Genomic DNA, 25,114 nt, shown 5'->3' with positions numbered 1-25,114 from the left:
TTCCTGCGGCGCTCGAATGCGCGCCGCGACGATTCGGTCAGCCGTTGCGGTCGACGACCGTGTCGGCGAAGCGCGTGAGCGCCTTGCGGACCGGCCCGTCGGGCAGCGGGGCGAGAGCGTCGACGGCCTCATCGGCCCAGGCGTGGGCCTCGGCGAGGGTCTGCGCCGTCACGGGGTGGTCGCGCAGCTGCGCGATGGCGTCGGAGATGTCGGCGCTCTGCTCGTCGGTGTGCGCGATCGCGTCGTTCGTGCGGCTGACATAGCTCTCGATCCGGGCCAGCAGCACGGCCGCGTCGCGGTCGGCGGCGGCCCGCTCGCGCAGGCGCAGGATCGGCAGCGTCGAGACGCCGGCGCGGATGTCGGTGCCCGGGTTCTTGCCGGTCTCCTCCGGCTGCGGCGAGAGGTCGATCACGTCGTCGACGATCTGGAAGGCGACGCCGATCTTCTCGCCGAAGACGCGCACCGCCTCCTCGAAGGGCGCGGGCGCCTCGGAGAAGACGACGCCGGTGCGGGCGGCGGCGGCGATCAGCGAGCCGGTCTTGTCGGCCAGGACGCCGAGGTAGTGCTCGACCGGGTCCTCGCCGGCGCTCGGGCCGACCGTCTCGTGCAGCTGGCCGAGCACGAGGCGCTCGAAGGTGTCGGTCTGCAGCCGGATCGCGCGCTCACCGAGCTCGGTCATCAGCTGGTTCGCCCGGGCGAAGAGCAGGTCGCCGGTGAGGATGGCGACGTTGTTGCCCCAGACGGTCTGCGCCGAAGGAACGCCTCGGCGCTTCTCCGCCTCGTCCATGACGTCGTCGTGGTAGAGCGAGCCGAGGTGCGTGATCTCGATGGCCTGCGCGGCGCTGAGCACCTCGGGGGTGTTGCCCCGGCCGAGCTGCGCGGTGAGCAGGGTGAGCATCGGCCGCACCCGCTTGCCGCCGGCCTCGAGCAGGTAGCGCGTCGAGACGTCGGCGACGGCGTCCGCGAAGGACAGCTGCTGGACCATGCCGGCTTCGACCCGCTCGAGCCCGTCGTCGATCGCGCGCGCGAGAGCGCGGTCCGGAGCGGTCGAGAAGATGCGCTCGGAGAGGCCGAGCTGCGCCGTCAGCGACGGACTGCGGCGGGCGACGGGCGCACTGGCGTTCACACTCAAACCCTAACGTCTCGGCCCGGCAGGCCCCTGGGCGCGCATCAGGTCGCCGCGATCGGCTTGATCCCGCGGTGCAGCGCCACGATCCCGGCGGTGAGGTCGCGGTAGGCGACGCGCTCGAAGCCGGCCGCGCGGAGCCAGCCCGCGACGACCTTCTGCTCGGGCCAGGCGCGGATGGAGTCACCGAGGTAGTCGTAGGCCGGGTCGTTGGAGGAGGCGAGGCCGACGATCACGGGCATGACCTTCGTCAGGTAGAAGTCGTAGGCGGCGGCGAGGGGCTTCAGCGGCGGGGTCGAGAACTCGCAGATCACGACGCGGCCGCCGGGCTTGACGACGCGGAAGAACTCGGCGAGCGCCGTCCGCGGCTCGGAGACGTTGCGCAGGCCGAAGGAGATGGTGACGGCGTCGAAGGAGTCGTCCTCGAAGGGGAGCTTCATCGCGTCGGCCAGGACGAACTCGATGAGCTCGTTCTCGGCGTGCCGGCGGCGGCCGACCGAGATCATCCCGCGGGAGAAGTCGGCGGCGACGACCTGCGCTCCGGAGCGCGCCAGCGAGGCGCTCGAGGTGCCGGTGCCGGCCGCGACGTCGAGGATGCGCTCGCCCGGCGCCGGGTTGACGGCGCGGGTCGTGGCGATCCGCCAGAGGTGGTCGTTGCCGACGGACAGGACGGTGTTCGTCAGGTCGTAGGCGGGCGCCACCGTGTCGAACATGGCAGCGACCTCGTCGGGCCGCTTGGTGAGGTCTGCCTTTGTCACGATCAACGAGTCTAGGGCGAGGAGCGGAGTGGCGGCTGTGCATCCACTGCCCTTGCACATCCGCTCAGGCGACCGGCGCCGGACCGGCGGAATCGCGCGGAGGGAGCGGGACGGGGCGGAGGTGCCGGGGCCGCCTTGCTCCGCCTAGCTGCGGCGGCCCCGGACGAGGAAACCGTAGCAGCGGGCCCCCGGGCGAGGGTGGTCCCGGCGCACAACGTCTCGCTTTCTGCGGCGGGCGTACTGTGGAGCAGTGACATCGACCGGGGCCGGAGCTCCTCCCCTCCATGCCGAGACGACACCGCTCGACGGCCCGCACGAGCTGATCACCCGCGTCGATCCGCGGCAGCCGCTGCTCTGGCAGCGCGGCGGCGCAGGACTGGCCGGGCTCGGCGAGGCGCTGCGGCTGGAGTTCTCCGGCCCGGATCGCATCCGCGAGGCCTCCGCAGCGTGGCGCGAACTGTCGGCTGCGGCCGTCGTCGCTGATCCGCTCGGCGTCCCGGGCACGGGACTGGTGGCCTTCGGGGCCTTCGCCTTCTCCAGCCGGTCGAGCGCGACGAGCGTCCTGATCGTCCCCCGCGTGGTCATCGGCTCGCGGGGCGGGCGGTCGTGGCTGACCCGCATCCGGACGGCCGACGAGACGGCCGGCTCGACGGCGGTCCCCGCTCCGCTGCCGTTCGGCGACGAATTCCGCCTCCCCCTCCTCCCCGGTGCGATGACGCCGGACGCGTATCGCGCCGCGGTCGCGTCGGCCGTCGGCTCGATCCGCTCGGGCGCCCTCGAGAAGGTCGTCCTCGCGCGCGACCTGCAGGGACGGCTCCCCCGGGACGCCGACCGCCGTCGGCTGCTCCGCGATCTCGCGAACGGCTACCCGGACTGCTGGACCTTCGCGGTCGACGGCTTCCTCGGTGCCAGTCCCGAGACGCTCGTCGGGGTCGACCACGGCGCGATCACCGCGCGCGTCCTCGCCGGCACCAGCGCGCGCGGCGGCGACGCGGAGGAGGACGCCGCGATCGTGCGCGCCCTCCTGGCGAGCCCGAAGGACCGCTCCGAGCACGCGTTCGCCATCGCCAGCCTGCTGCGCGAGCTGCGGCCGCACACCGGCGCGCTCACGACCACTCCGGAGCCCTTCGCTCTGAAGCTGCCGAATCTGTGGCACCTCGCGACCGACGTCCGCGGGACGCTCGACGACGCCTCGACCGCGCTCGACCTGGTCGACGCCCTGCACCCGACCGCCGCCGTCGCCGGCACGCCGACCGACCGCGCGCTCGCCCTGCTGGAGGAGCTCGAGCCGTTCGACCGCGGCCGCTACGCCGGTCCGGTGGGCTGGATCGACGGCAACGGCGACGGCGAGTGGGCCGTGGGGCTGCGCAGCGCGCAGGTCCCCCCCGACGGCGCGGTCACCGCGTGGGCCGGTGCGGGCATCGTCGCGGACAGCGACCCCGCCACCGAGCTCGCGGAGACGGGCATGAAGTTCCGCCCGATCCTCGACGCCCTGAGCTGACGGCCGCGGCCGCCGGGGCGGGAGATCAGCGCTCGAGCGCGATCTCGACGATGCCCGGGCCCTCGCCCGGCGAGGTGAGGGCCTGCTCCAGCTCGCCGCGGGTGGCGACGAGGCGGTGCGACCAGCCGTAGGCCGTCGCCAGGGACGCGATGTCGACGGTCTGCGGCGTGAACTGCACGCGGTCGAAGGCGTCGGGAGCCGAGCTGGTGGCGACCTCGAGGCCGTCGAAGATGGTGCCGCCGCCGTCGTTCACCACGACGAGCTGCACGCGCGGGCGGCGCTCGCCCGGGGCGAGCAGCAGTCCGCCCGCCTCGTGCAGGAGCGTGAGGTCGCCGAGGACGACGCGGGTGGCGCCGCCCGAGCCCGCGTCGGCGCTCTGCGAGGCGACGGCGATGCCGATCGCCGTCGAGACCGTGCCGTCGATGCCGGCGAGCCCGCGGTTGGAGTGCACGGTGATCCGCTTGCCGGGCAGCGAGCCGTCCGCGACGCGGATCAGGCGCGAGGCGCCGAAAAGCAGGCGGTCGTGCGGCCAGGTGACGCGCCAGACGGCGGCGACCACGAACTCGCGGGTGAGCGGCGCGCGGATGGCGGTCAGGGCGTTCCGGGCGTAGCCCCGGCGGTCCTCGATCGACATCGAGCCGCCGTCGGGCGCCTCGGGGATCGCGTCGGGGTCGGCGTCGGCCACGAGCGCGCGGCTCGCCGACACCCAGGAGCCGGCCCAGGCGCGCTCCGACCGCTCGGGCCGCGGCGAGTCCTCGGGACGGACGACGGCGAGAGCGCGGACGCTCCGGGCACGGCGGCCGGGGTTGTAGAACTCGCGGCGACCGCGGTCCACGACGATGACCTCGACGTCCTCGCGGCGAAGCAGCTCCGGGACCTCGCGGGAGAGGGTCGGGTGGCCGAGGACGATCGCCCGGCGGACGCGGCCGCCGAACCCGGGCTCGGAGAGGAGGCGTCGCCAGGCGACGACGAGCTGCGGACCGAAGCGGGCCCCGGAGGAGACCTCGGCGAGCAGCGGCCAGTCGCCGGCGCGGGCGAGCGCCTCGGCCTCGGCCCCGGCCTTGTCGCCGGCGATGACGACGGTGAGGGGCTCGAGCGGGCCGGCGGCGATCGTCTCCGGGGCGACCGCGGCCTCGTCCGGGGCCGGTGCGGCGGATCCGGGCTCGGGCACGTCGAAGGCGGGCAGGCGCGAGGACAGCGGGTCGCGGAAGGCCAGGTTGAGGTGCACGGGGCCGCCCGGGCGGAGCGCCGCGGCGTGCGCGCGGTCGGCGAGGGCGCAGGCCGACTCCGCCGGCGTCTGCGCGTCGGGGGCCGCGACGTCCTCGAAGAGGCGGACGGCGCGGCCGAACAGCTCGACCTGGTCGGTGGTCTGGTTGGAGCGGATGCCGCGCAGCTCGCCGGGTCGGTCGGCCGTGAGCACGATCAACGGCACGTCGGACGCGTCGGCCTCGAGCACGGCGGGGTGCAGGTTGGCGGTCGCGGTGCCGGAGGTCGTGATCAGGACGGCGGGCGAACCGGTCTCGAGCGCGAGGCCGAGGGCGAGGAATCCGGCGGAGCGCTCGTCGATCCGGACGTGCAGCCGGATGCGGCCGCGGGTCTCGAGCTCGGCCGCGACGAGCGCGAGTGCCTGGGAGCGGGAGCCGGGTGAGACGACGACGTCGCGGACGCCGAGCGCGACGAAGCGGGTGAGGAGGTCGACCGCGAAACGGGTGGAGGGGGCGACCGGAGCCGCGTCAGGCATCCCGACGGCCGGTGCCGTCCGACTCGCCGGAGTCGTCGAGATCGGCGAGGTCGCGCTCGAGCTGGGCGATGCGCTCGGCCTGCTCGCGCTCCTTCTCCGGGTCGCGCTCGCGGCGGAGGGTGCCGAGGAAGTCGGGGTCGTCGTCCGGAGCCGTGAAACGGCGGCCCTCGGAGCGCTGCTTGCGAGGGCGGCCGATCCAGAACCAGAGGCCCGCGCCGATGATCGGCAGCAGGAGGACCACGAGGACCCACGACCACTTGGGGATCGCGCGCACCGAGTGGCGATTGCTCAGGGCGACGTCGATCACGGTGTAGACCGTGAAGACGGCGAGGGCCACGAGCAGGCCGATGAACAGGCGGATCATGGTGTCCAGTGTACGTCCGGGGTCCTCGAAGGAACCGGGCGCACGGATGCTGGACAGGGAGCTCCCGGGGTGCTCACGGACGCGCATGCAGGCGCCGACGTACACTTGCCCGGTGAAACTGAGCCGCGCGGTCGTCGTCTACTCGCTCCTGCGTCTGGCCATGTTCGCCGGCGTCTTCGTGCTGGTGTACCTGCCGGCGCGCTCCTTCGTCGACTCCGAGCTGACGGCGGCGGTGACGGCCGGCTTCGTCGCCGCCATCGCGAGCATGTCGCTCTCCTACATCGTGCTGCGCAAGCCCCGCGAGCGGATCGCCGAGGCCATCTACGAGCGCCGCAAGGACGTCCCGCGCACGCCCACCGACGACGACATCGAGGACGCCGCGGTCGACGCGGCCCGCGATGGCCGCCCGGGCGCCTGACCCCGCCGCGAGATCGGCCTGCTCGCCTCGCCGATCGGTGACGGTGAGTCTCGATACGCCCCTTCGGGGCTACTCGACCAGCAAAGAAGAGGCGTCCCTCGCGCAGCGGGCGCACCCCACATGCTGATCGAGTAGCGCGCGCAGCGCGCGTATCGAGATCCACCACCGTCGGCACGGTGGTCTGCAGACTCGACGTCTCGGTGACGGAGGGTCTCGATACGCCCCTGCGGGGCTACTCGACCAGCATGAGGCGCGCGGGATGCGCACCACACCAGCATGAGGCGCGCGGGATGCGCACCACACCAGCATGAGGCGCGCGGGATGCGCACCACACCAGCAGGGGCGCGCGGGACGCGCACCACGCGGTCAGAAGGCGAGGGCCGCGCCGAGGATCGCGGCGTAGGCGAGGCCGCTGAGGCTGGTGAGCTGCAGGGCAAGGATGAGCTCCTTGGCCGTGCGCGCGGTCAGGGTGATCAGGATGGCCGGCAGGACCGCCAGCAGGACGAAGAGCGTCAGCCAGGCGAGCGGGTAGAACAGCGCCAGCACGACCGCGATCCCGAACGGCACCAGCACGAAGGCGCTGTACATCGCCCGCGCGATGGTCGGGCCGACGACGACCGCGAGGGTCCGCTTGCCGGAGAGGCGGTCCGTCGGGATGTCGCGGATGTTGTTGACCATCAGCACGGCGCAGGCGAACAGGCCCGCGGCGACGGCGCCGAGCCAGGACTCCTGGTTCGCGCGGCCGATCTGCACGAACGTCGTGCCGACGGTGGCGACGAGTCCGAAGAACACGAAGACGAAGAGCTCGCCGAGGCCGAGGTAGCCGTAGGGGCGCCGGCCGCCGGTGTAGAACCAGGCGGCGGCGATCGCCGCGGCGCCGATGATGAGGAACCACCAGAAGCCGGACAGGAAGGTCAGCACGAGGCCCGCGACGCCCGCGATCCCGAAGAAGACCAGCGCGACCGTGAGCACCGCGCGCGGCTTGGCGGCACCCGATCCGGTGAGCCGCGAGGGGCCGACGCGGTTCGCGTCCGTGCCGCGGATGCCGTCGGAGTAGTCGTTGGCGTAGTTCACGCCGATCTGCAGGGCGAGCGAGACGACGAGGCAGAGCAGGGCGCGCACCCAGTGCCAGCCCTCGTCCGTGACCTGCGTCGCTCCGGTGCCGATCAGGACGGGAGCGATCGCGAGCGGGAGGGTCCGCAGCCGGGCTCCGGCGATCCACTCGCGCGGGCCGGCGGGCTGCACGACGACGCGGCGGGGGTCGCCGCCGGGGCGTCCGCTCCGGGGCTTCGCCGACGGCTTCTTCTTGCGACTCGAACTCGACACGGAGGGAATCCTACCGAGTGGTCCCTGCCCGTCCCGGGCCGTCGGCCGCCGGGCGACGCGTCGTTCTCCGCCCCCGTCCGGGCCTGTCCTCAGACCGATCCCTCCGCCGCGAGGCTCTCGAGGGTGCGGCGGTCGGGCTTCCCCGAGGCGAGCAGCGGGATCTCCGCGAGGGCGAGGACCGCCGCCGGGCCGGCCGCTCGGCCGAGCCGCTCGACCACCTCGGAGCGCACCCGCGCCAGGTCTGCGTCCGGCGCGGTCGTCGCGACGACCGGCACCTCGCCCCACTGCGCGTCCGAGCGGCGCACCACGACCGCGTCGGGCAGGAGTCCGTCGCGCAGCACTCGCTCGACCGCGTCCAGCGAGACCTTCTCCCCGCCCGAGACGATCACGCGGTCGAGGCGGCCGGTGACGCTCAGGCGGCCGTCCTCGACGACACCGGCGTCCCCGGTGCGGTACCAGCGCTCGCCGTCGAGCGAGACGAAGGCGGTGGCGCTGCGCTCCGCGTCGAGGCCGCCGTCCGCGTCCAGGTAGCCCTCCGCGAGGGTCGGGCCGCCGAGCAGGACCTGGCCGTCGACGACGCGCATCCGCACGTCGCGCAGGGGGACGCCGTCGTAGACGCAGCCGCCGGCGGTCTCGCTCGAGCCGTAGGTGAGCCGGATCCGCACTCCGAGCGCAGCGGCCCGGTCGCGCAGCGTCTGCGGAGTCGACTGGCCGCCGATCAGCAGCGCGTCGAAGGAGGCGAGGACCGCGGCCTCGGCGGGCACGCTCTCCGCGAGGTCGAGCAGCCGGGCGAGCTGCACCGGGACGAGGGACGAGTAGCGCCGCTCCCCCGCCGGCATCCTCCGCGCGAGGGCGAGGAAGGCGGCGGCGTCGAAGCCGCCGGCCGGCAGCACGACCGGGTCGGCGTCGGCGGTCAGCGAGCGGACCAGCACCTGCACTCCCGCCACGTAGTGCGTCGGCAGGCAGAGCAGCCAGCGGCCGGGGCCGCCGAGCTCGGCGAGGGTGGCGGAGGCGCTGGTCAGCAGCGCAGAGGTGGCGAGCGCGACGCGCTTGGGCGGGCCGGACGAGCCGGAGGTCTCGACGACCACCGCGACGCGCTGCGGGACGGACGCGTCCGCCTCCGGGTCCGACTCCACTCCCGGAGCTGCGATCCGCACCGCGGGACCGCTGCCGTCGAGCGCCGCGCGCAGGGCGATGAGCACCTTCTCCGGCGCCGAATCGACGGAGGCGAGCGGGCGGGTCATCGCCGCGCCGCCCCGGATCGAGCCGCCCCGGCCCCGGCCGCCACCGTCAGAACTGCCACGGGAAGGGCGACCAGTCGGGCGCGCGCTTCTCGAGGAAGGAGTCGCGCCCCTCGACGGCCTCGTCGGTGCCGTAGGCGAGGCGGGTGGTCTCACCGGCGAAGAGCTGCTGGCCGACCAGTCCGTCGTCGACCGCGTTGAAGGCGTACTTCAGCATCCGGATCGCGGTGGGCGACTTGGTCAGGATCGTCTCGGCCCACTCGAGGGCGGTCGCCTCGAGCTCGGCGTGCGGGACGACCGCGTTCACGGCACCCATCTCGTAGGCGCGCTGCGCGGAGTACTCGCGGGCGAGGAAGAACACCTCGCGGGCGTTCTTCTGGCCGATCTGGCGGGCGAAGTAGGCGGAGCCGTAGCCGGCGTCGAACGAGCCGACGTCGGCGTCGGTCTGCTTGAAGCGGCCGTGCTCCTCGGAGGCGATCGTCAGGTCGCAGACCACGTGCAGCGAGTGCCCGCCACCGGCCGCCCAGCCGGGGACGGCGGCGATGACGACCTTGGGCATGAAGCGGATCAGCCGCTGCACCTCCAGGATGTGCAGGCGGCCGTTGCGCGCCGCGTCGATGCCCTCGGCGGTCTCGCCGTCCGAGTAGCGGTAGCCGTCGCGGCCGCGGATGCGCTGGTCGCCGCCCGAGCAGAACGCCCAGCCGCCGTCGCGCGGGCTGGGGCCGTTGCCGGTCAGGATGACGACGCCGATGCGCGGGTTCGTCCGCGCATCCTCGAGGGCGCGGAACAGCTCGTCGACGGTGCGCGGGCGGAAGGCGTTGCGCACCTCCGGCCGGTCGAACGCGACCCGGGCGATGCGGCCGGAGCGGTCGTGGTGGTAGGTGATGTCCTCGAGACCGTCGAACCCGTCGACGGGCGCCCAGCGGCGCGCGTCGAACAGCTCGGAAACCTGCGTGCTCATGGCCTCGACCCTACTGTCGGGGGCTGGGGGCGGGATCGAGCCGGTTGCGCGAGGCCGCCTCTGCTTGCTGGTCGAGTAGCCCGCAGGGCGTATCGAGACCGACGGCACCAGGACTGCGGATGGCGGGGATCTCGATACGCCCGCTGCGCGGGCTACTCGATCAGCATGAAGTGCGCCCGCTGCGCCGGCTGCTCGATCAGCATGAAGTACGCCCGCTAGGCGGGCTGCTCGATCGGCAGAGATCGCGCCCGCTCCGCGGGCTCCTCCGTCGGCGCGGACCCCGGGGACGCGAAGAGGGACCCCGCGCAGGCGGGGTCCCTCGACGGGTGGTGCGGTGGTGCTACTTCGCGGCGGAGGTGGTGCGGTTCTCGGCCGACACCATCCAGGCGTACTGCTCGAGGCTCTGGATGATCGCGTGCAGGAGGTCGGCGCTCGTCGGGTCCTCGTCGTCCACCTGGTCGTGCACCTCGCGCATGGTGGCGGCGGTGTTCTCGAGGCGGACGGTGATGAGGTCGACGGTCTCGGCGGTGTCGATCTCGCCGTGCGGGTACTCCGGGAGCGTCGTGGTCGCCGCGACGGTGTCGCTGCGGCCGTCCGGGATGCCGTGCAGCGCGCGCATGCGCTCGGCGATGTCGTCGCTGAACTCGCGCGCGGCCTCGATGATCTCGTCGAGCTGGAGGTGGAGGTCGCGGAAGTTCTTGCCGACGACGTTCCAGTGCGCCTGCTTGCCCTGGACGTGCAGCTCGATCAGGTCGACGAGGACGATCTGGAGGCTGTCGAGCAGCTCCTTGGAGGCCTTGAAGCCCTTCTCGGCGTTCTGGCGGCGGCTGGTCTTCGCTCCGGAGCCCGCGGGGGCTTCGACGTGGCGTTCGAGGGTGGTGGTCATGGACCGTTCCTTTCTCTGACAGTGCCGGGATGCGGAAAACCCGACTTCGATTGTGACTCTTTCGGCTGGACGTCGCCCGGACGCGCGGGGTGCGCGACCTGGACGGCGCCGGGACTGCGGGGCCGGGTGCCCGGGGCTAGATCGTCGCGACCGAGCCCGAGTCGACGCGGTAGTTCGAGCCGTTGACGAACGAGGCGCGCTCCGAGCAGAGGAACGCGATGACCGCGGCGACCTCCTCCGGACGGCCCCGTCGCTTCAGCTCCAGGTAGGGCCGCTCCTCGTCGAGGAAGGACGAGATGGCCTCCTCCTTCGAGGTGCCGTTCTCGTCGGCGCGCTTGTCCATCATCGCGTCGGTCATCGGCGTGTGGATGAAGGCCGGCGACACGGCGTTCACGAGCAGGCCCTCGAGGGCGTAGGAGCGGGAGAGGCCCTTGGCGAGCGCCAGCACGCCGGCCTTCGCCGCGCAGTAGGGCAGCTCGTCGTCGTAGGGCTGCACCGCGTCCTCGGAGGCGGTGAGCACGAGGCGGCCCCAGCCGCCGGAGCGCAGGTCGGGCAGGAATTCGCGGACGAGCCGGACGGGGCCGAGCAGGTCGGTCTCGAGCGTGCTGGTCCAGCCCTCGTCGTCGATCTCGTGGAAGAGGCCCTGGGCGCCGGTGACGCCCGCGCACTGCACGAGGATGTCGATCTCGCCGACGGCCTCGGCCGTGCGCTCGTGCAGGGCGGCGAGCTCGGAGACGCTGGTGACGTCGGCGGCGAAGGCGTGCAGCGTCCCGTCCGCGGCGCCGAGGCGGGCGGCCGCCTCGTCGAGCTTCCCCTGGTCCTTGTCGCTCAGGACGACGGTGACGCCCTCCGCGAGCAGGAGCTGGGCGGTGTGCCAGCCGATGCCGGAGTCGCCGCCGGTGACGAGGGCGGTGCGCCCGGAGATGCCGAGATCCATCTGCTCTTCCTTCCTGCCGCTCCCGGGCACGCCGCGCAGGACGGTCCGGGGTGATGAGTCCGGTCTACGCGCCGCGGCGGGAGCCCCTCAACCGGGTTGCGCGAACCCGTCGCCGGGTCTAGCGGTGCGCCGCGCCGATCGTCGGGGGCCCGGAGGATGCCGTCAGCGCTCGCCGACCTTCTCCGGCGCCAGCTCCTCGATCGTGATCGCGGCGTTGATCAGCGCGAGGTGGCTGAGGCCCTGCGGCAGGTTGCCCCAGAAGGCGAGGTCGTCGACGGCCACCATCTCGGACATGATGCCGACGTCGTTCGGCACCGTCTCGACCAGCTCGTCCATCAGCGCGATCGCCTCGTCGTGCCGGCCGACGCAGGCGAGCGCACCGGCGAGCCAGAACGAGCAGGCGACGAACGGGTGCTCCTCGGCCTCCATGCCGGAGTAGCGGAACAGCAGAGCGCCGCGGCCCAGCTCCTTCACCAGCGCGTCGATGGTCGAGACCATCCGCTCGCCGCGCTCGTAGCCGCTCGGCGCGTGCAGCAGGACGGAGGCGTCCAGCTCCTCGGTGCCCGGGTACATCACGTAGGAGCCGAGCTCCTCGGACCAGCAGTTCTCCTCGATCCAGTCGCGGATGCGGTCGCGCTCGAAGCGCCAGCGGTCGGGGCTGCCCGCCACCTGGCCGAGCTCGGCGAGGTGCACGGCGGCGTCGAGCGCCTGCCAGCAGCCCATCTTCGAGGAGGTGTAGTGCTGCTCCTCCTCGAGCTCCCACATCCCGGCGTCGCGGTTGCGCCAGAGGTCGCAGGTGGTGTCCGCGATCCGCGCGAGCAGCCGGCCGGTCTCGATGTCGAGGACGTTGCCCTCGTCGACGTAGATGCGGCAGATGTCGAAGAGGTCGCCGAAGACGCCGAGCTGGAGCTGGCTCTGCGCGCCGTTGCCGGCGAGGACCGGGCCGATGCCCGCGTAGCCGGGGACGTCGTACTCGGTCTGCTCGGTCGGCAGCGAGCCGTCGAGGCCGTAGAAGATGTGCAGATCCGGGCCGTGCTCCTTGATCGTGCGCAGGAGCCAGGAGAGCGCCGCGTGCGTCTCCTCGCGCAGGCCGAAGCGCACCAGCGCGTGCGCCGTGTACGCGGCGTCGCGCACCCAGGCGAAGCGGTAGTCCCAGTTCTTGCCGCCGTTGGGCGACTCCGGGAGCGAGGTGGTGGCGGCCGCCGCGATCGCGCCGGTGGGCGAGTAGATCAGCAGCTTCAGCGCGAGCGCGCTGCGCTGCACCGCTCCGGCCCAGGGCCCGTCGTAGGAGAACTCGTCCGACCAGGACTGCCAGCTGGCGAGCGTGCGGTCGATCCCGCGGTCGACGTTCACCGCGACCGGGAAGTGCAGGGGCTCGTCGTGCGTCGCCGAGACGACCAGGACGTGGCGCTCGCCGCCCGCGGTCGCGACGAAGCCGCCCGCCAGCTCGTCGCCGGCGCCGGAGGGCGCCGACTCGTCGACCGGTCCGTGGTCCTTCCCGGTGACGCCGATCGTGATGTCACCGGCCCGGATCAGCGAGCGGCCGTCCGCGTTCTGGATCCACGGGGAGAAGGTGCCGAGACCGGTGCCGGGGCGGACGACCCAGCGCATCCGGACCTCGCCGTCGGTGCACTCGACCCGGCGCGCCAGCTCGGCCCACGGGAGCCGCCCGGCGATGCCCGTCACGAGCGCGTCGGTCACCGTCACGGTGCCGGACTCGGTGGTGAAGGTGGTCTCGAGCACGTTCGTGTCGCCCAGGTAGCGGCGGGTCGTCTCCGCGGGCTCCTCCGGGGAGAGCTCGATGCAGCCGCCGGTCTTCGCATCGATCAGCGCGGCGAAGGCGGGGGTCGAGCCGAGGTCGGGGACCGGCAGCCAGTCCACGCTGCCGTCGCTCGCGATCAGCGCGACCGTCCTCCCGTCGCCGATCGCCGCGTAGTCGCGCAGGGGTCTGGTCGCTCGGGGTTGGGCCATGCCCTCACGCTAGGCGGCGCGCGGGTCGTCGGCTCGGGCTTGCGAGGTCATCCGGTTGCCGGTACCGGAGGCTCAGGTGGCGGCGACTCCGCCGTAGGCCTGCATCCGCTCCGTGAACTCGGCGCGGTCGCCCTCCTCGAGGATCGCGTTGGCGTAGCCGGCGAGGAACGCGCCGCTGTCCGGCGGCGTCAGACCGACGTCGTCGAGCATCCGCTCGACCTCTCCGGTGCTGTCCGCACCGAGATCGACGAGGCCGATCTCGATCGCGGGCACGTCCTCCACCGTGGAGTAGGCGGTGACGACCCAGAGCGCGGCGCCCGCCTCCTCGTCGCTCAGATCACCCTCGTACTCGTAGCCGACCTCGGACCACTCGGCCGGGGTGTCGGCGACGTCGACGGCGTCGAAGCCGAGCGGCGCGACCGCGGCGGTGAACACGTCGACGACTGCCTGCTTGGCGGCGTCGGAGCCGAGGTCGGCGTCGGCGTAGCTCGTGGCCGAGATGTAGTCGTAGAGGAGCGACGGGCCGCCGTAGCCGTTCTCCGAGCGCTCGTAGTACTCGTCGTCGGCCGAGGTCCAGCCGTCGAGGACGGTCGACTCGATCGCCGCGACGGCCGCCTCGGACTGCGCGATCGCGGCCTCGGCCGAGGGCTGCGCGAGCACGAAGGCGGCGTCGCCGTCCTGATAGCCGGGGTAGTCGTAGAGCGGGTCGGCCGGGTCGCCGGCGTCCGGGCCCTCGGTCGCCTCGCCGAACGGCTCGTCGGTGAAGCCGGGCGCCGCGGTCGGCAGGGCGTCGGCGGTCGCGTCGATCGCGGTGCCGATGCCGAGAGCGAGCAGCGTGCCGAGCACGCCGGTATAGACGACGCCGACGACGATGCTCGCGCCCAGGGCGATCCAGCCGCCGGTGCCGAGCGGCCGGGGCGCTCCGGGGAGGCCGGGCGGGGTGGCGGGGGGCATCGGGGGCGGGCTCACGGGTACCTGGCTCATCGCGTCCCTCCGGGGTCGAGCGTCGTCGACGCCAGTCTCGCACGGGGCGGGTGGCACGCCGTCGCGCCGATGCCCCCTGGGCAGGCGGCGCTCGGTGTGCCACTCTGGCCCCGCGCGCCGGAGACGACCGACCGCGGTGGGAGGCGTCGTGAACCGGATCGAAGCGGGCTTCGGAGTGGTGGTCGGCGTGATCGCCGTGGGAGCGATGACGGCGCTCGCGTCGGTCGCGGGAGCGGGAGGCGCTCGGGAGGCGGAGGCCACGGTGCAGACGGTCGCCGTCGCGGAGACGACTCCGCAGGCGGGCGCCGCGGCCGGGTCCGGTCCGAATGCCGAGACGCCCGCGGGAATGCCGATCGCCGAGGGGGTCGAGATCTGGAGCACGCCGGCCGCCGATTCCCCGGCCGCCCCGACGGGCACGCCGATCGACTCCGCCGAGGCCGCCATCGCCGTGGTGCGCCCGCTCGAGGGACCGGGCGTCGACGCGGGCAGCGAGCGCGCCGTCCGGGTCAGCGCCGAGTCCGTCTACGGCGAGAGCGGCTCGCTGCGAGCCGCGGGCGAGGAGATCGCCGCACCGCCCGGGCTCTCCCCCGCCGACGGACTCTGGCTCGTCGGCTACACGGGCGACATCCCGGCGCCGTACACGACGGTTCCGCTGACACTCGACCACCTGGTCTACACGATCGACGCCGCGACCGGCCTCGTGCTCAGCAGCGCGGGCGGCGAGGGCGGACTGCCCGCGGTCTTCGACGACGCGGGCTGAGCGCCGCCCGTCCCGGCCGGTCCGCCCGGCGGAGGATGATGGCGGGATGGACGATGTCGTGCCCGCTCCCCTCCCCGCCGCTCTGCCCACCCTCGAGGAGGTCGACGCCGGACTGCGCGTCGTCGCGCTGCCGCTGCGCACGCGCTTCCGCGGGGTCGACCACCGCGAGATCGCCCTGGTCCGCGGGCCGGAGGGCTGGACCGAGTTCTCGCCGTTCCTCGAGTACGGGCCCGCGGAGTCGGCCGCCTGGCTGCGCGCCGCCCTCGACTACGGCTGGAGCGAGCAGCCCGCGCCGCTGCGCGACCGCATCCCGGTGAACGCGACCGTGCCCGCGGTGGACGCCGGCGAGGTCGCCGCGATCCTCGCGAGCTACCACGGCTGCCGCACCGCCAAGGTGAAGGTCGCGGAGCGCGGGCAGACACTGGCCGACGACGTGGCGCGGGTCGCCGAGGTGCGCCGGGTGCTCGGTCCGGAGGGGCGCATCCGCGTGGACGCGAACGGCGGCTGGAACGTCGATGAGGCGGAGCACGCGGTGCACGCGCTCGCCTCCGCCGACCTCGAGTACGTCGAGCAGCCGTGCGCGAGCGTCGACGAGCTCGCCGATCTGCGCCGCCGGGTGAAGTGGATGGGCATCCCGGTCGCCGCCGACGAGAGCGTGCGCAAGGCCGCGGATCCGCTCGCCGTCGCCCGCGCCGGCGCCGCCGACCTGCTCGTGGTCAAGGCCCAGCCGCTCGGCGGCGTGCGGCGGGCGCTCGACCTCGTCGCCGAGGCGGGGCTGCCCGCGGTGGTCTCCAGCGCCCTCGACAGCTCGGTCGGGCTGGCGATGGGAGCGGCGCTCGCCGCGGCGCTGCCCCAGCTGCCCTACGACTGCGGGCTCGGCACGGCCTCGCTGCTCGCCGCCGACGTGGCCGAGCGGCCGCTGCGACCCGTCGACGGTGCGATCCCGGTGGAGCGGGTCGAGGTGTCGGAGACGCTGCTGCTGCGCCACGCAGTCTCCCCGGAGCGGCTGGCCTGGTGGCGTGACCGCCTCCGCGAGACGTGGGCGCTGCTCTGAGCCGCTGAGGCTGCCTGGGCCCGATCAGTCGGGCGGCGCGAGCACCGAGATGATCGCGGAGTCGTCCGCCGCCGCGAGTCCCTGGGCCGCGCCGAGCAGGAAGAGCTGCTCGGCCGCCGCGGCGACCGGGGTGGCGAGACCCGCGCCGCGCGCGGCCGTGGTGACGATGCCGAGGTCCTTGACGAAGATGTCGAGGCGGCTCAGCACCTCGGCCCCGCCCTCGTCGCCGGCCTGCAGCATCCGCGGCCCGCGGTTGCCGAGCATGAACGAGCCGGCGGCGCCGGCGGAGAGCGTCTCGAGCGTGGCCGCCGGGTCGAGGCCGAGCTTCGCGGCCAGCGCGAGCGCCTCCGCCCCGGCGGCGATGTGCACACCGCAGAGCAGCTGGTTGACGGTCTTGAAGGCCTGGCCGTCCCCCGGGCGGTCGCCGATGACGCTGAGGGTCGAGGCGAGCAGGTCGAGCACGGGGCGCGCCTGCTCGCGGGCGGCGGGGGTCGCGCCGACGACGATCAGCAGGTCGCCCTCCCCCGCGCGCACCGGTCCGCCGCTGAGCGGGGCGTCGACCAGGTCGACCCCGTGCTCGGCGAGCGCCGCCGCCACCTCGGTCACCTCGGTGATGCCGACCGTGCTGGTCATGATCACGACGGAGCCGGCACGCAGCGCGGTCGCGATCCCCTCGGAGTCGGCGCCGCCGAAGAGCACCTCGCGCAGCTGAGCCCCGTTGCGGACGGCGAGCAGCGTCGCGTCGGCGCCGGCCACCGCCTCGCGGGCCGAGCCGAAGGGGGTGATCCCGGCCTCGCGGGCCAGCGCGAGGCGCGGCTCGGCGATGTCGAAGCCGTGCACGGTCAGCGAGCCGGCCAGGCGGGTGGCCATCGGCAGGCCCATCGCGCCGAGGCCGAGGACGGCGACGGTGTAGTCCGAGCCGGGAGTGGGAGTGGTGTCGGGCGTGGTCACGGGGTCCTCCAGGGGATCGGGGCGGATGCGGATGCGCGGTCAGAGCGCGGGAGCGCGGAGCGTCGCGGCGACCTGCGCCAGCGACTCGTCGTCGCCGACGTTGCCGGCAAAGACGATGTAGGGGATGCCCGTCGCGGGGCCCGCGACGGGCTCCCAGAGCGAGACCAGGCCGGGCAGCATCGGGCCTCGCACGACGGCGCGCCGAATGCCGAGGCCCTTCGACGCGACGTCGCTCGAGGTGATGCCGCCCTTCGCGATGACGAAGCGCGGGCGGACGCGGGCGAGCACGCCCTGCACCACGGCGACGACCGCAGCTGAGACGCGCCGGGAGAGGTCGAGGCTCTCCTGCGGGTCGTCGGTGCGGCGGAGCGAGCGGCTGGTGTGCACGGCGACGTCGCCCTCCGCGAGCGCCGCGACCGCCTCGTCGACGAGCTCGGCGAGATGCGCGGGGGCGCGGTCGGGGTCGACGGCGCGGTCGACGTCGAGCTCGAGGGTCGCGCGGAGCGAGCCGGTCGCCGCGAGCCGCTCGAGCTGACGCGAGGTGAGTCCGACGTGCGAGCCGACGACGACGAGGCCGCCGCGGGACCGATCGGCCGCGTCGGATCCGCTCGGGAAGACCTCGTCCGCGGTGAGCGGCGGGTGCACCGCCTGGCCGATGCGCGCCCGGACGAACGGCGGGCCGACCCGGTAGAGCACGCGGAGGCCCGCCTCCTCCGCCTGCGCGAGCCCGAGGGCCAGCAGCCGCAGGTCGTCCTCGGTGACGGCGTCGACGACTACCGGCACGCCGCCGCGCAGCGGAGCGAGCACGGCCGCGATCGCGGCGGCGCCCGCGCGGATCGTGTCGAGGCCGAGTGCGAGGACCCGGTCGGTCGGCCAGCGGCCCTCCGTCTTCTCCGCCACCCACTCGCGCAGGTCGGAGTGCGCGTAGCCGAAGGTCGAGTCGCGGGCGAACTCCGTCTCGGCGACCGGCTGGAGCCCCTCCGCGCCGCGCATGTAGTGGACACCGCCGATCGTCACCCGGCCGGCATCGGGGAAGGCGGGCACAAGGAGGACGGCGTCGACCGCGCCGTCGAGGGCGGCGGTGATGGTGTCGGTCTCGAGCGGGAAGTGGCCGCGCAACGTCGAGTCGCCGCGGCTGACGAAGGCGACCGGCACGTCGAGGGAGCGGGCGGCGGCCAGCGCGCTCGCGACGATCTCGCGGTTGCGCTCGGCGGCGTCCTCGGGCGCGAGGCTCCGGGTGTTGCTGAGGACGTAGACGGCGGGCGCGCCGGTGGCGAGCGCCCAGCGGAGGTCCTCCGCCGCCCAGCTGGTCAGCACCGGCAGGTCGGCGACGGACTGCGTGCCGGTCGGGTCGTCGTCCAGGACGACCAGCACCGGCGTGCGCTCCGTCCGCGTGGCGGCGACGGCGGCGGCCTCGACCGGCACCTGCGCGGGGTACTGCTGCAGCAGCGTCGTCTCCGAGATCACCGGTACTCCTTCGTCCTGGGGTATCAGATATCTTACAAGTACCCCGCGCCTCGAAGGAAGAGCGCACGGCAGCAGGTTGAGCGGCCTACGCAGCGCGCCCACCCATGCTGATCGAGTAGCCGGCGCAGCGGGCGTATCGAGATCCACCACCGTCGGCACGCCGGTCTGCAGACCACACTGCTGGCGGAGGGCGGGGCTCGACACGCCCCTCCGGGGCTACTCGACCAGCATGATCGCCGTGCAGTGGGCGTGCCTGCGCGAGTAGCCTCCGGGCATGACGAGCCCCCTCCCCGCCCGGCGGCAGCTGCTCGAGGACCTCATCGAGCACGCCGCGCTCGACGACGTCGACCTCGCGACGATGTTCGGCTCCCCCGCGATCCGGCACCGCGGGCGGATCGTCTGCTTCCTCGGCGCGGGCGACCGGCTGATCGTGAAGCTGACGCGGCCGGACACGTTCGAGCTGGTCGAGCGCGGCGACGCCGACCCGGTCGTGATGGGCAGGCGGACCCTGCGCGAGTGGGTGAGCGTGCCGCGCGAGTCTCTCGACACCGCGGCGCTGGAGCGCTGGCGGCCGCTCGTCGTCGCCGCACTCGGCTACGCGCGGGCCGCCCTCGCGGAGTCGGTGTCGGGACCGGAGGAGGCAGGGCCGTCGGACGTGGGGCCGGAGAGCACGTAGCGCCGCAGATCCTCGGCCGTCTGGGCGATGTGGTCGGCCATCGCCACGCGGGAGGCATCGGCGTCAGCAGCGCGGATCGCCTCGAGCACCGCGCGGTGCTTGACCAGGGCGTTCCGCTGGATCTGCACCAGCGCGGAGGTCTGCTCGCGCTTCGCCCGCATGACCTTCGCGAGCGGCGCGAAGACGGCGGCGACGAAGACGTTGCCCGTCGCGGCGAGGATCACGTCGTGGAAGGCGATGTCGGCGGCGACGAAGGCGGCCAGGTCGCCGGCCTCGTGAGCGGCGGTCATCCGCGCCAGCTCCTCCTCCAGCCGCGCGAGGTCGGCGTCGGAGCGGCGGACCGCGGCCAGCGCCGAGGCGCCCGTCTCGATCATCTCGCGCACCTCGATCAGGTGCAGCGACGCCTCGGCGGAGTCCACGCCCGAGGCGGTCGCCCGCAGGATCGGCTCCAGGTCGCTCCAGCGCGCGACCGGGTTCACCGTGCCGCGCTTGCCCCGGCGCGCGTCGATGACGTTGAGGCCCTGGAGGCGGCCGAGCGCCTCGCGCATGGTCGCCCGGCTGACGTCGTGCGCGAGGGCCAGCTCGCCCTCGCTCGGCAGCTCGGAGCCGATCGGGATGCGGCCGGCGACGATCTCGTCGAGCAGCGCGTCGGCGACGGTCGCGACGAGGGACGGACGCGGCACGGGCCCCTCCTCGTCTCGGGCACCGGCCGGGCGGCGGGCACCGGTTCAGGCTACCCGCGGTCGGGGCGGCGGCGCCGGAGGGCCAGAATGGATCTGCTCCGGCCGCCGATGCCCGCCGCACCCCTCCCCCTTCGAGCATCGGAGTCCCGTGACCGCACCCACCGTCCCCGTCTTCCTCGACTGCGACACCGGCATCGACGACTCACTCGCCCTGGCCTACCTGCTGCGCTCGCCGCTCGCCGAGCTCGTCGGCATCAGCACCGTCAGCGGCAACACCGACGCCCACCAGGCCGCCGTGAACAGCCTCGGCCTGCTCGCCCTCGCCGGCCGGACCGACGTCCCGGTCGCGATCGGCGCGCACGACTTCCTCGAGGAGCCCTACTCCGGCGGGTCCCCGCACGTGCACGGCGAGAACGGCATCGGCGGCGTGCTGCTGCCCGTCGGCGCGGAGCCGGTCGACGAGGACCCCGCGGACCTGCTGCTCCGCCTCGCCCGCGAGCACGGCGGCGAGCTGCGGCTGGTCGCGATCGGGCCGCTGACGAACCTGGCGCTCGCACTGCGCAAGCACCCGGAGCTGCCGTCGCTGCTGCACTCGGTCACCGTGATGGGCGGCGCCGGCCTCGCGCCGGGCAATGTGACCGCGGTGGCGGAGGCGAACATCTGGCACGACCCGGCCGCGGCCGCCGAGGTCGTCGCCGCGGACTGGGACCTCACGCTCGTCCCGCTGGACGTGACGATGAAGCACCTGCTCGACGAGGAGCAGCGCGACGTCCTGATCCGCTCCGCCGACCCGCTGGCGTCCGCGATCGGGCACGCGCTCGACTACTACTTCGACTTCTACGTCGGCCACTTCGGCGACCGGACCGCCGCGCTGCACGACCCGATGGCCGCGGCCATCGCCGTCGGCGCCCTGGAGCTCACCTCGGCCCCGCGCGTCCCCGTCGAGGTCGACACCTCCTTCGGTCCCGGCCGCGGCCAGACCCTCCCGGACCTCCGCGGCCTCTACCGCGACGTGCACCCCGAGGGCGCCCGCACCCGCTTCGTCCTCTCCCTCGCGGAGCCGTTCGCCCCCCACCTGATCGACGTGATCACGGGCGCCTGACCGCCTCCGCACCCCATGCTGATCGAGTAGCGCGCACCGCGCGCGTCTCGAGATCCACCACTGCCAGGACGCGAGTCTGCAGACCCAGCCTCCTGGCAACAGCGGGTCTCGATATGCCCCTGCGGGGCTACTCGACCAGCATGAATGCGCCGACCGTTCTGCGAACGGCGCTGCCGTCCCCAGGAGGAGCTCGTCGCGGAGCGACGGCCCTGCCGCGGAGGCTCGTCGCGCAGCGACGGCCGTGCTCACGAGGCTCGTCGCGCAGCGACGGCTGTACTCCCGAGTGCTCGTCGCGCAGCGACGGCCGTACTCCCGAGTGCTCGTCGCGCAGCGACGGCCCTGCCGCGGAGGCTCGTCGCGCAGCGACGGCCGTGCTCATGAGGCTCGTCGCGCAGCGACGGCCCCGCCCCCGTCAGCACCGATCTGCGGGTGCTGGTGGGTGTGATCGCAAGGCGGAGGAGTGGTGCGTGGCGGCGCCACGGACCGCGACGACAACGCCGCGAGCGCGCCCACCAGCGCCCGCAGATCACATGCCGGTGTCGAGGCCGGAGTAGGCGTGAAGCCCCTTGAAGAAGACGTTGACGACGCCGAAGTTGAACATGACGGCGGAGAAGCCGATGATCGCGAGCCAGGCGGAGGGGGTGCCGCGCCAGCCGCGGGTGGCGCGGGCGTGGATGTAGCCGGCGTAGATGGTCCAGATGATGAAGGTCCAGACCTCCTTGGTGTCCCAGCCCCAGTAGCGACCCCACGCCTTCTCGGCCCAGACGGCGCCGGCGATGAGGGTGAAGGTCCAGAGGATGAAGCCGATGATCGTGACGCGGTAGGCGAGGTTCTCGAGCGTCAGCGAGCTGGGCAGGGTGCGCAGGAAGCGGAGGACGGAGGGGGCGCTCTCGCCGCTGGTCTCCCTCCGCGACTGGAGCAGCTGGGTGACGGAGAGCGCGAAGCCGAGCGCGAAGAAGGCGGTGCCGAGGATCGCGACGAGCACGTGGATGACGAGCCAGTAGGACTGCAGTGCCGGCGGCAGCGGGACGACGTCGACGTAGTAGTTGACGGTCGCGACGCCGAGGAGGACCAGCACGAGGCCGGTGATGAACGCGCCGAGGAAGCGGAGGTCCCAGCGCAGCTGGACGGCGAGGAAGACGCCGATGATGAGGACGGTTCCGGTGATCGAGAACTCGTACATGTTGGCCCACGGCACCCGGCCGGCGGCGATGCCGCGGAGCACGGTGGCGCCGAGTTGCAGGACGAAGGCGAGGAGCGTGAGCGAGAAGCCGATCCGCATGGCCTTCGAGCGGGACGGCGCGTTGTACACCTCGTCCTCGACGCGGCTGCCGAGGCGGGAGAGCGTCGCGGTGCGCCCGTTGCCGCCGGCGGAGGCCGCTCCGGAGGCGACGGTGGCCTTGCCGCTCGCCGCGCGGTCGGCGGCGGCGCTGGAGGCGACCCGCTCGGCCTCGCGGACGACCTCGATCGAGTCGCCGTCGGCGACCGACGAGCGCCGGGCCAGGTCGATGGCGAAGAAGATGAAGGCCAGGGCGTAGATGCCCATGGCGGAGTAGAGGCACAGCACGGAGTACTGCGAGAGGGTCTCGATCACCCCTCCAGGGTAAGCGACGGCGCCGTGAGGCGCCCCTGCACACATGCACAGGTTGGATCACTTGACCGCGGCCCCCGCGGAGTCCGGTCCCGACCGCGTCAGGGCCGGCCGGAGTCAGGGCCGGCCGGCGTCGGAGCAGATCGACGTCGGCCCGGCCGTCGTCAGGGCTGGTCGAGCGGCGCGTGCCGGTCCGCGATCGTCCGGACCGCTCGCGTCAGCTGCGGGTCCTCGCCGCGGGCGAGCCCGGCGTACTCGAGCGTCAGCCCGCCGTCGGCCCCGCTCGTCGCCTTCACCCACACCCGGCGCCGCGGCACGAACAGCGAGGTGAGCAGCCCCGCGAGCACGAGGATCGCGAAGAGCAGCACCCAGCCCTGGGTCGCGTCGTGGTGGATGTCGAACGAGGCGAAGCGCTTGACGCTGTCCGTCCCGACGACGGAGGTGTCGGCTCCGACGTTATCGAAGGTGACCGTGCCGAGGCCGTTGGGCAGCTCGGCGGAGTCGCCCGGCTTGAGCGTGATCGACGGCACCCCGGTCTGCCCGCCGGTGAGGCGGGTGAGCGAGTCGGTGTTCAGCACGTAGACCGAGGTCGGGACGCCGCCGTCGAGGCCGAGGTCGCCCTCGAACACGTTGAGCGAGAGCACCGGGTACTGCAGGTCCGGGAAGATCGAGGTCGATGCTCCCGAGGGCAGCTCGTCCTGCGTCGGGTAGAAGAAGCCGGTGAGCCCCACCTGCTCGGCGAGGCCGTCGGTCACCTTGACGACGCCCACCGAAGTGAGGTTCGCGTCCTGCGGCAGGAACGGCACGGAGTCGGTGAAGATCGCCGTCCCCGAGGGGTCGCGCACCGTGATCGTCGGCGCGTAGCCGTTGCCGAGCAGGTAGACGTTGGTGCCGCCGATCGCGAGCGGGTCGTTGACCTTGATCGTCTCGTCGGAGGAGTCGCCGCCGCGCTGGGTGGTCGTCACGTGCGCGGTGAAGTCGACCGGCTGCCCGAGGGCCTTCTGGTTCCGCTCCTCGTACTGCACGTCGAGCGAGTCGAGGGTCAGCTGGTACGGATCGAGCTGGCCGCTGTCGAAGAAGCGCCCCGGGTTGAACGAGTCGTAGCCGGCCAGGTTGTTCGCGAAGCCCTGCGAGCCCTCGACCAGCACGCGCTGGCCGCTGTAGCCGAAGCCGCCGCCGATGCCCACGGCGACGAGGATGCCGACCAGGGCGGAGTGGAAGACGAGGTTGCCGGTCTCGCGGAGGTAGCCGCGCTCGGCGGAGACACTCGACCAGCGGCCGCGCGGGTCGTCGTGGCGCTCGGTGCGGTAGCCCGCCCGGCGCAGGACGGCCTGCGCGGAGGCGATCGCCTCCTCCTCGCTCGCTCCCTCGACCTCGCGGACGGTGTAGCCGGCCAGACGCTGCAGGCGGGCCGGCGTCTTCGGCGGGCGGGAGCGCATCGCCTCGAAGTGGTGCTTCGTCCGCGGGATGATGCAGCCGATCAGCGAGACGAACAGCAGCAGGTAGATGCTCGAGAACCACGCCGAGGTGTAGGTGTCGAAGGCCTGGACCTTGTCGAGCAGCGGCGCGAGGTCCGGGTTGTCGACGAAGTACTGGGTGACACCGTTGGGGTCGGAGGAGCGCTGCGGCACGAGCGAGCCCGGCACCGCCGCGATCGCGAGCAGCAGCAGCAGGAACAGCGCGGTGCGCATGCTGGTGAGCTGGCGCCACATCCAGCGGACCCAGCCGGTGAAGCCGAGGGTCGGCTGCGTGATCGAGCCGTCGGAGTCGAAGTGGTCGGCGGGGCGGAAGGACGCGTCCGCCTTCTGCTGGGTCGCGTCGGCGCCTACCGAGGCGTCGGTGCTCGAGTCGGACTCGGTGCTCGAGTCGGACTCAGAGCGCGGGCTGGAAGCCATTGATCACCTCGAAGAGTGCTCCGTAGACGAGGGTGCTCCACAGGCCCGTGACCATCAGGACTCCGATCAGGACGAGGGCGACGCCGCCGGCGATGTTGATGACGCGGATGTGACGCTTCACGAACGCGAGGGTGGTGGTCACCCAGCTGAAGCCGAACGCCACCAGGAGGAAGGGGATGCCGAGGCCGAGGCAGTAGACGACCGTCAGCAGCGCACCGCGCCAGGGCGAGCCGGCGCCGTAGCTCAGGGCGAGGATCGAGGTCAGCGTCGGGCCGAGGCAGGGGGTCCAGCCGACGCCGAAGACGATGCCGAGCAGCGGGGCCCCGATCAGCCCGGTCGCCGGGCGGAAGCCGGGCCGGACGGTGCGCTGCAGGAAGGAGAGCTGGCCGATGAAGACCAGCCCCATCGCAATGACGAAGACGCCGAGCACGCGGGTGATGACGTCGGCATAGGCGCGCAGCCAGAAGCCGATCGAGCCGGCGGCGACGCCGAAGAGCACGAAGACCAGTGAGAAGCCGAGCACGAACAGCAGCACGCCGAGCACGACCCGGCGGCGGCCCCGGGCGGCGCGCTCGCCGGCGTCGGTGAAGCCGCCGACGTAGGCGAGGTACCCCGGCACGAGCGGGAGCACGCAGGGCGACGCGAACGAGACCAGCCCGGCCAGCAGCGCGATCGGCACCGCGAGGAGGAGCTGGCCGCTGATGACGACCTCGCTCACCGC

The 25,114-nt window shown here is 73.5% G+C and carries 23 protein-coding genes; 6 read left to right on the top strand and 17 right to left on the bottom strand.

What is annotated here, in order from left to right; all coding sequences use genetic code 11:
• Nucleotides 1-37: 37 nt before the first annotated feature.
• Nucleotides 38-1,126, bottom strand: a complete 1,089-nt coding sequence (locus tag MT351_RS03895; protein WP_243581318.1) for a polyprenyl synthetase family protein — start codon at nt 1,124-1,126, stop codon at nt 38-40.
• Between the two features lie 44 nt (nt 1,127-1,170).
• The gene (gene ubiE / locus MT351_RS03890) at nt 1,171-1,884 is read right to left on the bottom strand and encodes a bifunctional demethylmenaquinone methyltransferase/2-methoxy-6-polyprenyl-1,4-benzoquinol methylase UbiE (RefSeq protein ID WP_243581317.1); all 714 of its coding nucleotides are present in this window, start codon (nt 1,882-1,884) and stop codon (nt 1,171-1,173) included.
• A 250-nt stretch (nt 1,885-2,134) separates the two neighbouring features.
• On the opposite strand from ubiE, the gene MT351_RS03885 reads away from it, so the two are divergent.
• The gene (locus tag MT351_RS03885) at nt 2,135-3,385 is read left to right on the top strand and encodes an isochorismate synthase MenF (RefSeq protein WP_243581316.1); all 1,251 of its coding nucleotides are present in this window, start codon (nt 2,135-2,137) and stop codon (nt 3,383-3,385) included.
• Nucleotides 3,386-3,410: 25 nt separating this feature from the next.
• On the opposite strand, the gene menD is transcribed toward MT351_RS03885, so the two are convergent.
• Both menD and MT351_RS03875 read right to left on the bottom strand, forming a co-directional pair.
• Nucleotides 3,411-5,126, bottom strand: a complete 1,716-nt coding sequence (menD, locus tag MT351_RS03880; protein WP_132437538.1) for a 2-succinyl-5-enolpyruvyl-6-hydroxy-3-cyclohexene-1-carboxylic-acid synthase — start codon at nt 5,124-5,126, stop codon at nt 3,411-3,413.
• Nucleotides 5,119-5,490 carry a PLD nuclease N-terminal domain-containing protein gene (locus MT351_RS03875; protein ID WP_123447864.1) on the bottom strand — a complete coding sequence of 124 codons (372 nt, stop codon included), beginning with the start codon at nt 5,488-5,490 and terminating at the stop codon, nt 5,119-5,121. The genes menD and MT351_RS03875 overlap by 8 nt, the downstream gene beginning before the upstream one ends.
• Before the next feature lie 112 nt (nt 5,491-5,602).
• On the opposite strand from MT351_RS03875, the gene MT351_RS03870 reads away from it, so the two are divergent.
• A complete protein-coding gene (locus tag MT351_RS03870) occupies nt 5,603-5,908 on the top strand; it encodes a DUF4229 domain-containing protein (RefSeq protein WP_159422135.1) in 306 nt (101 codons plus the stop codon).
• 366 nt (nt 5,909-6,274) lie between these two features.
• Here the strand turns inward: MT351_RS03870 and MT351_RS03865 are convergent, their stop codons facing one another.
• The 7 genes from MT351_RS03865 to MT351_RS03835 form a co-directional block, all read right to left on the bottom strand.
• Nucleotides 6,275-7,234 carry a 1,4-dihydroxy-2-naphthoate polyprenyltransferase gene (locus MT351_RS03865; protein ID WP_372487876.1) on the bottom strand — a complete coding sequence of 320 codons (960 nt, stop codon included), beginning with the start codon at nt 7,232-7,234 and terminating at the stop codon, nt 6,275-6,277.
• Between the two features lie 89 nt (nt 7,235-7,323).
• Nucleotides 7,324-8,478 (bottom strand): AMP-binding protein, encoded by a 1,155-nt coding sequence (locus MT351_RS03860; RefSeq protein ID WP_243581315.1) that lies wholly within the window; start codon nt 8,476-8,478, stop codon nt 7,324-7,326.
• 46 nt (nt 8,479-8,524) lie between these two features.
• Entirely contained in the window at nt 8,525-9,436 is a 912-nt protein-coding gene (locus MT351_RS03855) for a 1,4-dihydroxy-2-naphthoyl-CoA synthase (protein WP_243581314.1), read from the bottom strand.
• A 340-nt stretch (nt 9,437-9,776) separates the two neighbouring features.
• The gene (locus MT351_RS03850; RefSeq protein WP_123732843.1) at nt 9,777-10,322 is read right to left on the bottom strand and encodes a Dps family protein; all 546 of its coding nucleotides are present in this window, start codon (nt 10,320-10,322) and stop codon (nt 9,777-9,779) included.
• A 136-nt stretch (nt 10,323-10,458) separates the two neighbouring features.
• Nucleotides 10,459-11,259: an SDR family NAD(P)-dependent oxidoreductase gene (locus tag MT351_RS03845; RefSeq protein ID WP_123446595.1), complete on the bottom strand. Its 801-nt coding sequence runs from the start codon at nt 11,257-11,259 to the stop codon at nt 10,459-10,461.
• A gap of 162 nt (nt 11,260-11,421) precedes the next feature.
• Nucleotides 11,422-13,230 (bottom strand): glycoside hydrolase family 15 protein, encoded by a 1,809-nt coding sequence (locus MT351_RS03840; RefSeq protein WP_243581313.1) that lies wholly within the window; start codon nt 13,228-13,230, stop codon nt 11,422-11,424.
• A gap of 72 nt (nt 13,231-13,302) precedes the next feature.
• On the bottom strand, nt 13,303-14,184 hold the full coding sequence (locus MT351_RS03835; protein ID WP_243581312.1) for a hypothetical protein: 882 nt from the start codon (nt 14,182-14,184) through the stop codon (nt 13,303-13,305).
• Nucleotides 14,185-14,362: 178 nt separating this feature from the next.
• On the opposite strand from MT351_RS03835, the gene MT351_RS03830 reads away from it, so the two are divergent.
• Together MT351_RS03830 and MT351_RS03825 are read left to right on the top strand one after the other, a co-directional pair.
• On the top strand, nt 14,363-14,974 hold the full coding sequence (locus tag MT351_RS03830; protein WP_243581311.1) for a hypothetical protein: 612 nt from the start codon (nt 14,363-14,365) through the stop codon (nt 14,972-14,974).
• 46 nt (nt 14,975-15,020) lie between these two features.
• Complete coding sequence (locus MT351_RS03825; protein ID WP_243581310.1) at nt 15,021-16,028, top strand: o-succinylbenzoate synthase; 1,008 nt, start codon at nt 15,021-15,023, stop codon at nt 16,026-16,028.
• A 24-nt stretch (nt 16,029-16,052) separates the two neighbouring features.
• Here the strand turns inward: MT351_RS03825 and MT351_RS03820 are convergent, their stop codons facing one another.
• Together MT351_RS03820 and MT351_RS03815 are read right to left on the bottom strand one after the other, a co-directional pair.
• Complete coding sequence (locus MT351_RS03820) at nt 16,053-16,979, bottom strand: NAD(P)-dependent oxidoreductase (protein ID WP_308197708.1); 927 nt, start codon at nt 16,977-16,979, stop codon at nt 16,053-16,055.
• Nucleotides 16,980-17,018: 39 nt separating this feature from the next.
• Nucleotides 17,019-18,446, bottom strand: a complete 1,428-nt coding sequence (locus MT351_RS03815) for a four-carbon acid sugar kinase family protein (RefSeq protein ID WP_243581309.1) — start codon at nt 18,444-18,446, stop codon at nt 17,019-17,021.
• Nucleotides 18,447-18,720: 274 nt separating this feature from the next.
• Between MT351_RS03815 and MT351_RS03810 the strand changes: the two genes are divergently transcribed.
• Nucleotides 18,721-19,122, top strand: a complete 402-nt coding sequence (locus tag MT351_RS03810; protein WP_243581308.1) for a hypothetical protein — start codon at nt 18,721-18,723, stop codon at nt 19,120-19,122.
• On the opposite strand, the gene MT351_RS20220 is transcribed toward MT351_RS03810, so the two are convergent.
• Nucleotides 19,041-19,805 carry a FadR/GntR family transcriptional regulator gene (locus MT351_RS20220; protein ID WP_243581307.1) on the bottom strand — a complete coding sequence of 255 codons (765 nt, stop codon included), beginning with the start codon at nt 19,803-19,805 and terminating at the stop codon, nt 19,041-19,043. The two genes, MT351_RS03810 and MT351_RS20220, sit on opposite strands and share 82 nt — an antisense overlap.
• Nucleotides 19,806-19,953: 148 nt before the next feature.
• Here MT351_RS20220 and MT351_RS03800 point away from each other — a divergent pair, with 148 nt between their 5' ends.
• Nucleotides 19,954-20,907: a nucleoside hydrolase gene (locus MT351_RS03800; RefSeq protein ID WP_243581306.1), complete on the top strand. Its 954-nt coding sequence runs from the start codon at nt 19,954-19,956 to the stop codon at nt 20,905-20,907.
• A gap of 526 nt (nt 20,908-21,433) precedes the next feature.
• Here MT351_RS03800 and ccsB read toward each other — a convergent pair.
• From ccsB to MT351_RS03785, 3 genes are all read right to left on the bottom strand, one after another.
• Nucleotides 21,434-22,501, bottom strand: coding sequence for a c-type cytochrome biogenesis protein CcsB (ccsB, locus tag MT351_RS03795; RefSeq protein WP_374204737.1), 1,068 nt, complete (start codon nt 22,499-22,501; stop codon nt 21,434-21,436).
• Nucleotides 22,502-22,662: 161 nt separating this feature from the next.
• Nucleotides 22,663-24,393 (bottom strand): cytochrome c biogenesis protein ResB, encoded by a 1,731-nt coding sequence (locus tag MT351_RS03790; protein ID WP_243581305.1) that lies wholly within the window; start codon nt 24,391-24,393, stop codon nt 22,663-22,665.
• Nucleotides 24,371-25,111, bottom strand: coding sequence for a cytochrome c biogenesis protein CcdA (locus MT351_RS03785; protein WP_243581304.1), 741 nt, complete (start codon nt 25,109-25,111; stop codon nt 24,371-24,373). Before MT351_RS03785 ends, MT351_RS03790 begins: the two co-directional genes overlap by 23 nt.
• Between the last annotated feature and the right edge of the window lie 3 nt (nt 25,112-25,114).

It is taken from the genome of Rathayibacter sp. VKM Ac-2926, from assembly GCF_022815565.1.
Taxonomy (GTDB): domain Bacteria; phylum Actinomycetota; class Actinomycetes; order Actinomycetales; family Microbacteriaceae; genus Rathayibacter; species Rathayibacter festucae.
Note: the sequence above shows the minus strand (reverse complement) of the source record. Positions and strands in the feature narration are given on the sequence as shown.

Coding starts and splice junctions, on each gene's coding strand:
- MT351_RS03845 (WP_123446595.1), bottom strand. CDS start 11,259: ATGGATCTCGGCATCTCCGGGCGCACCGCCCTCGTCACCGGCGGCGAC.
- MT351_RS03840 (WP_243581313.1), bottom strand. CDS start 13,230: ATGGCCCAACCCCGAGCGACCAGACCCCTGCGCGACTACGCGGCGATC.
- MT351_RS03855 (WP_243581314.1), bottom strand. CDS start 9,436: ATGAGCACGCAGGTTTCCGAGCTGTTCGACGCGCGCCGCTGGGCGCCC.
- MT351_RS03850 (WP_123732843.1), bottom strand. CDS start 10,322: ATGACCACCACCCTCGAACGCCACGTCGAAGCCCCCGCGGGCTCCGGA.
- menD (WP_132437538.1), bottom strand. CDS start 5,126: ATGCCTGACGCGGCTCCGGTCGCCCCCTCCACCCGTTTCGCGGTCGAC.
- MT351_RS03810 (WP_243581308.1), top strand. CDS start 18,721: ATGACGAGCCCCCTCCCCGCCCGGCGGCAGCTGCTCGAGGACCTCATC.
- MT351_RS03790 (WP_243581305.1), bottom strand. CDS start 24,393: ATGGCTTCCAGCCCGCGCTCTGAGTCCGACTCGAGCACCGAGTCCGAC.
- MT351_RS03875 (WP_123447864.1), bottom strand. CDS start 5,490: ATGATCCGCCTGTTCATCGGCCTGCTCGTGGCCCTCGCCGTCTTCACG.
- MT351_RS03860 (WP_243581315.1), bottom strand. CDS start 8,478: ATGACCCGCCCGCTCGCCTCCGTCGATTCGGCGCCGGAGAAGGTGCTC.
- MT351_RS03835 (WP_243581312.1), bottom strand. CDS start 14,184: ATGCCCCCCGCCACCCCGCCCGGCCTCCCCGGAGCGCCCCGGCCGCTC.
- MT351_RS03825 (WP_243581310.1), top strand. CDS start 15,021: ATGGACGATGTCGTGCCCGCTCCCCTCCCCGCCGCTCTGCCCACCCTC.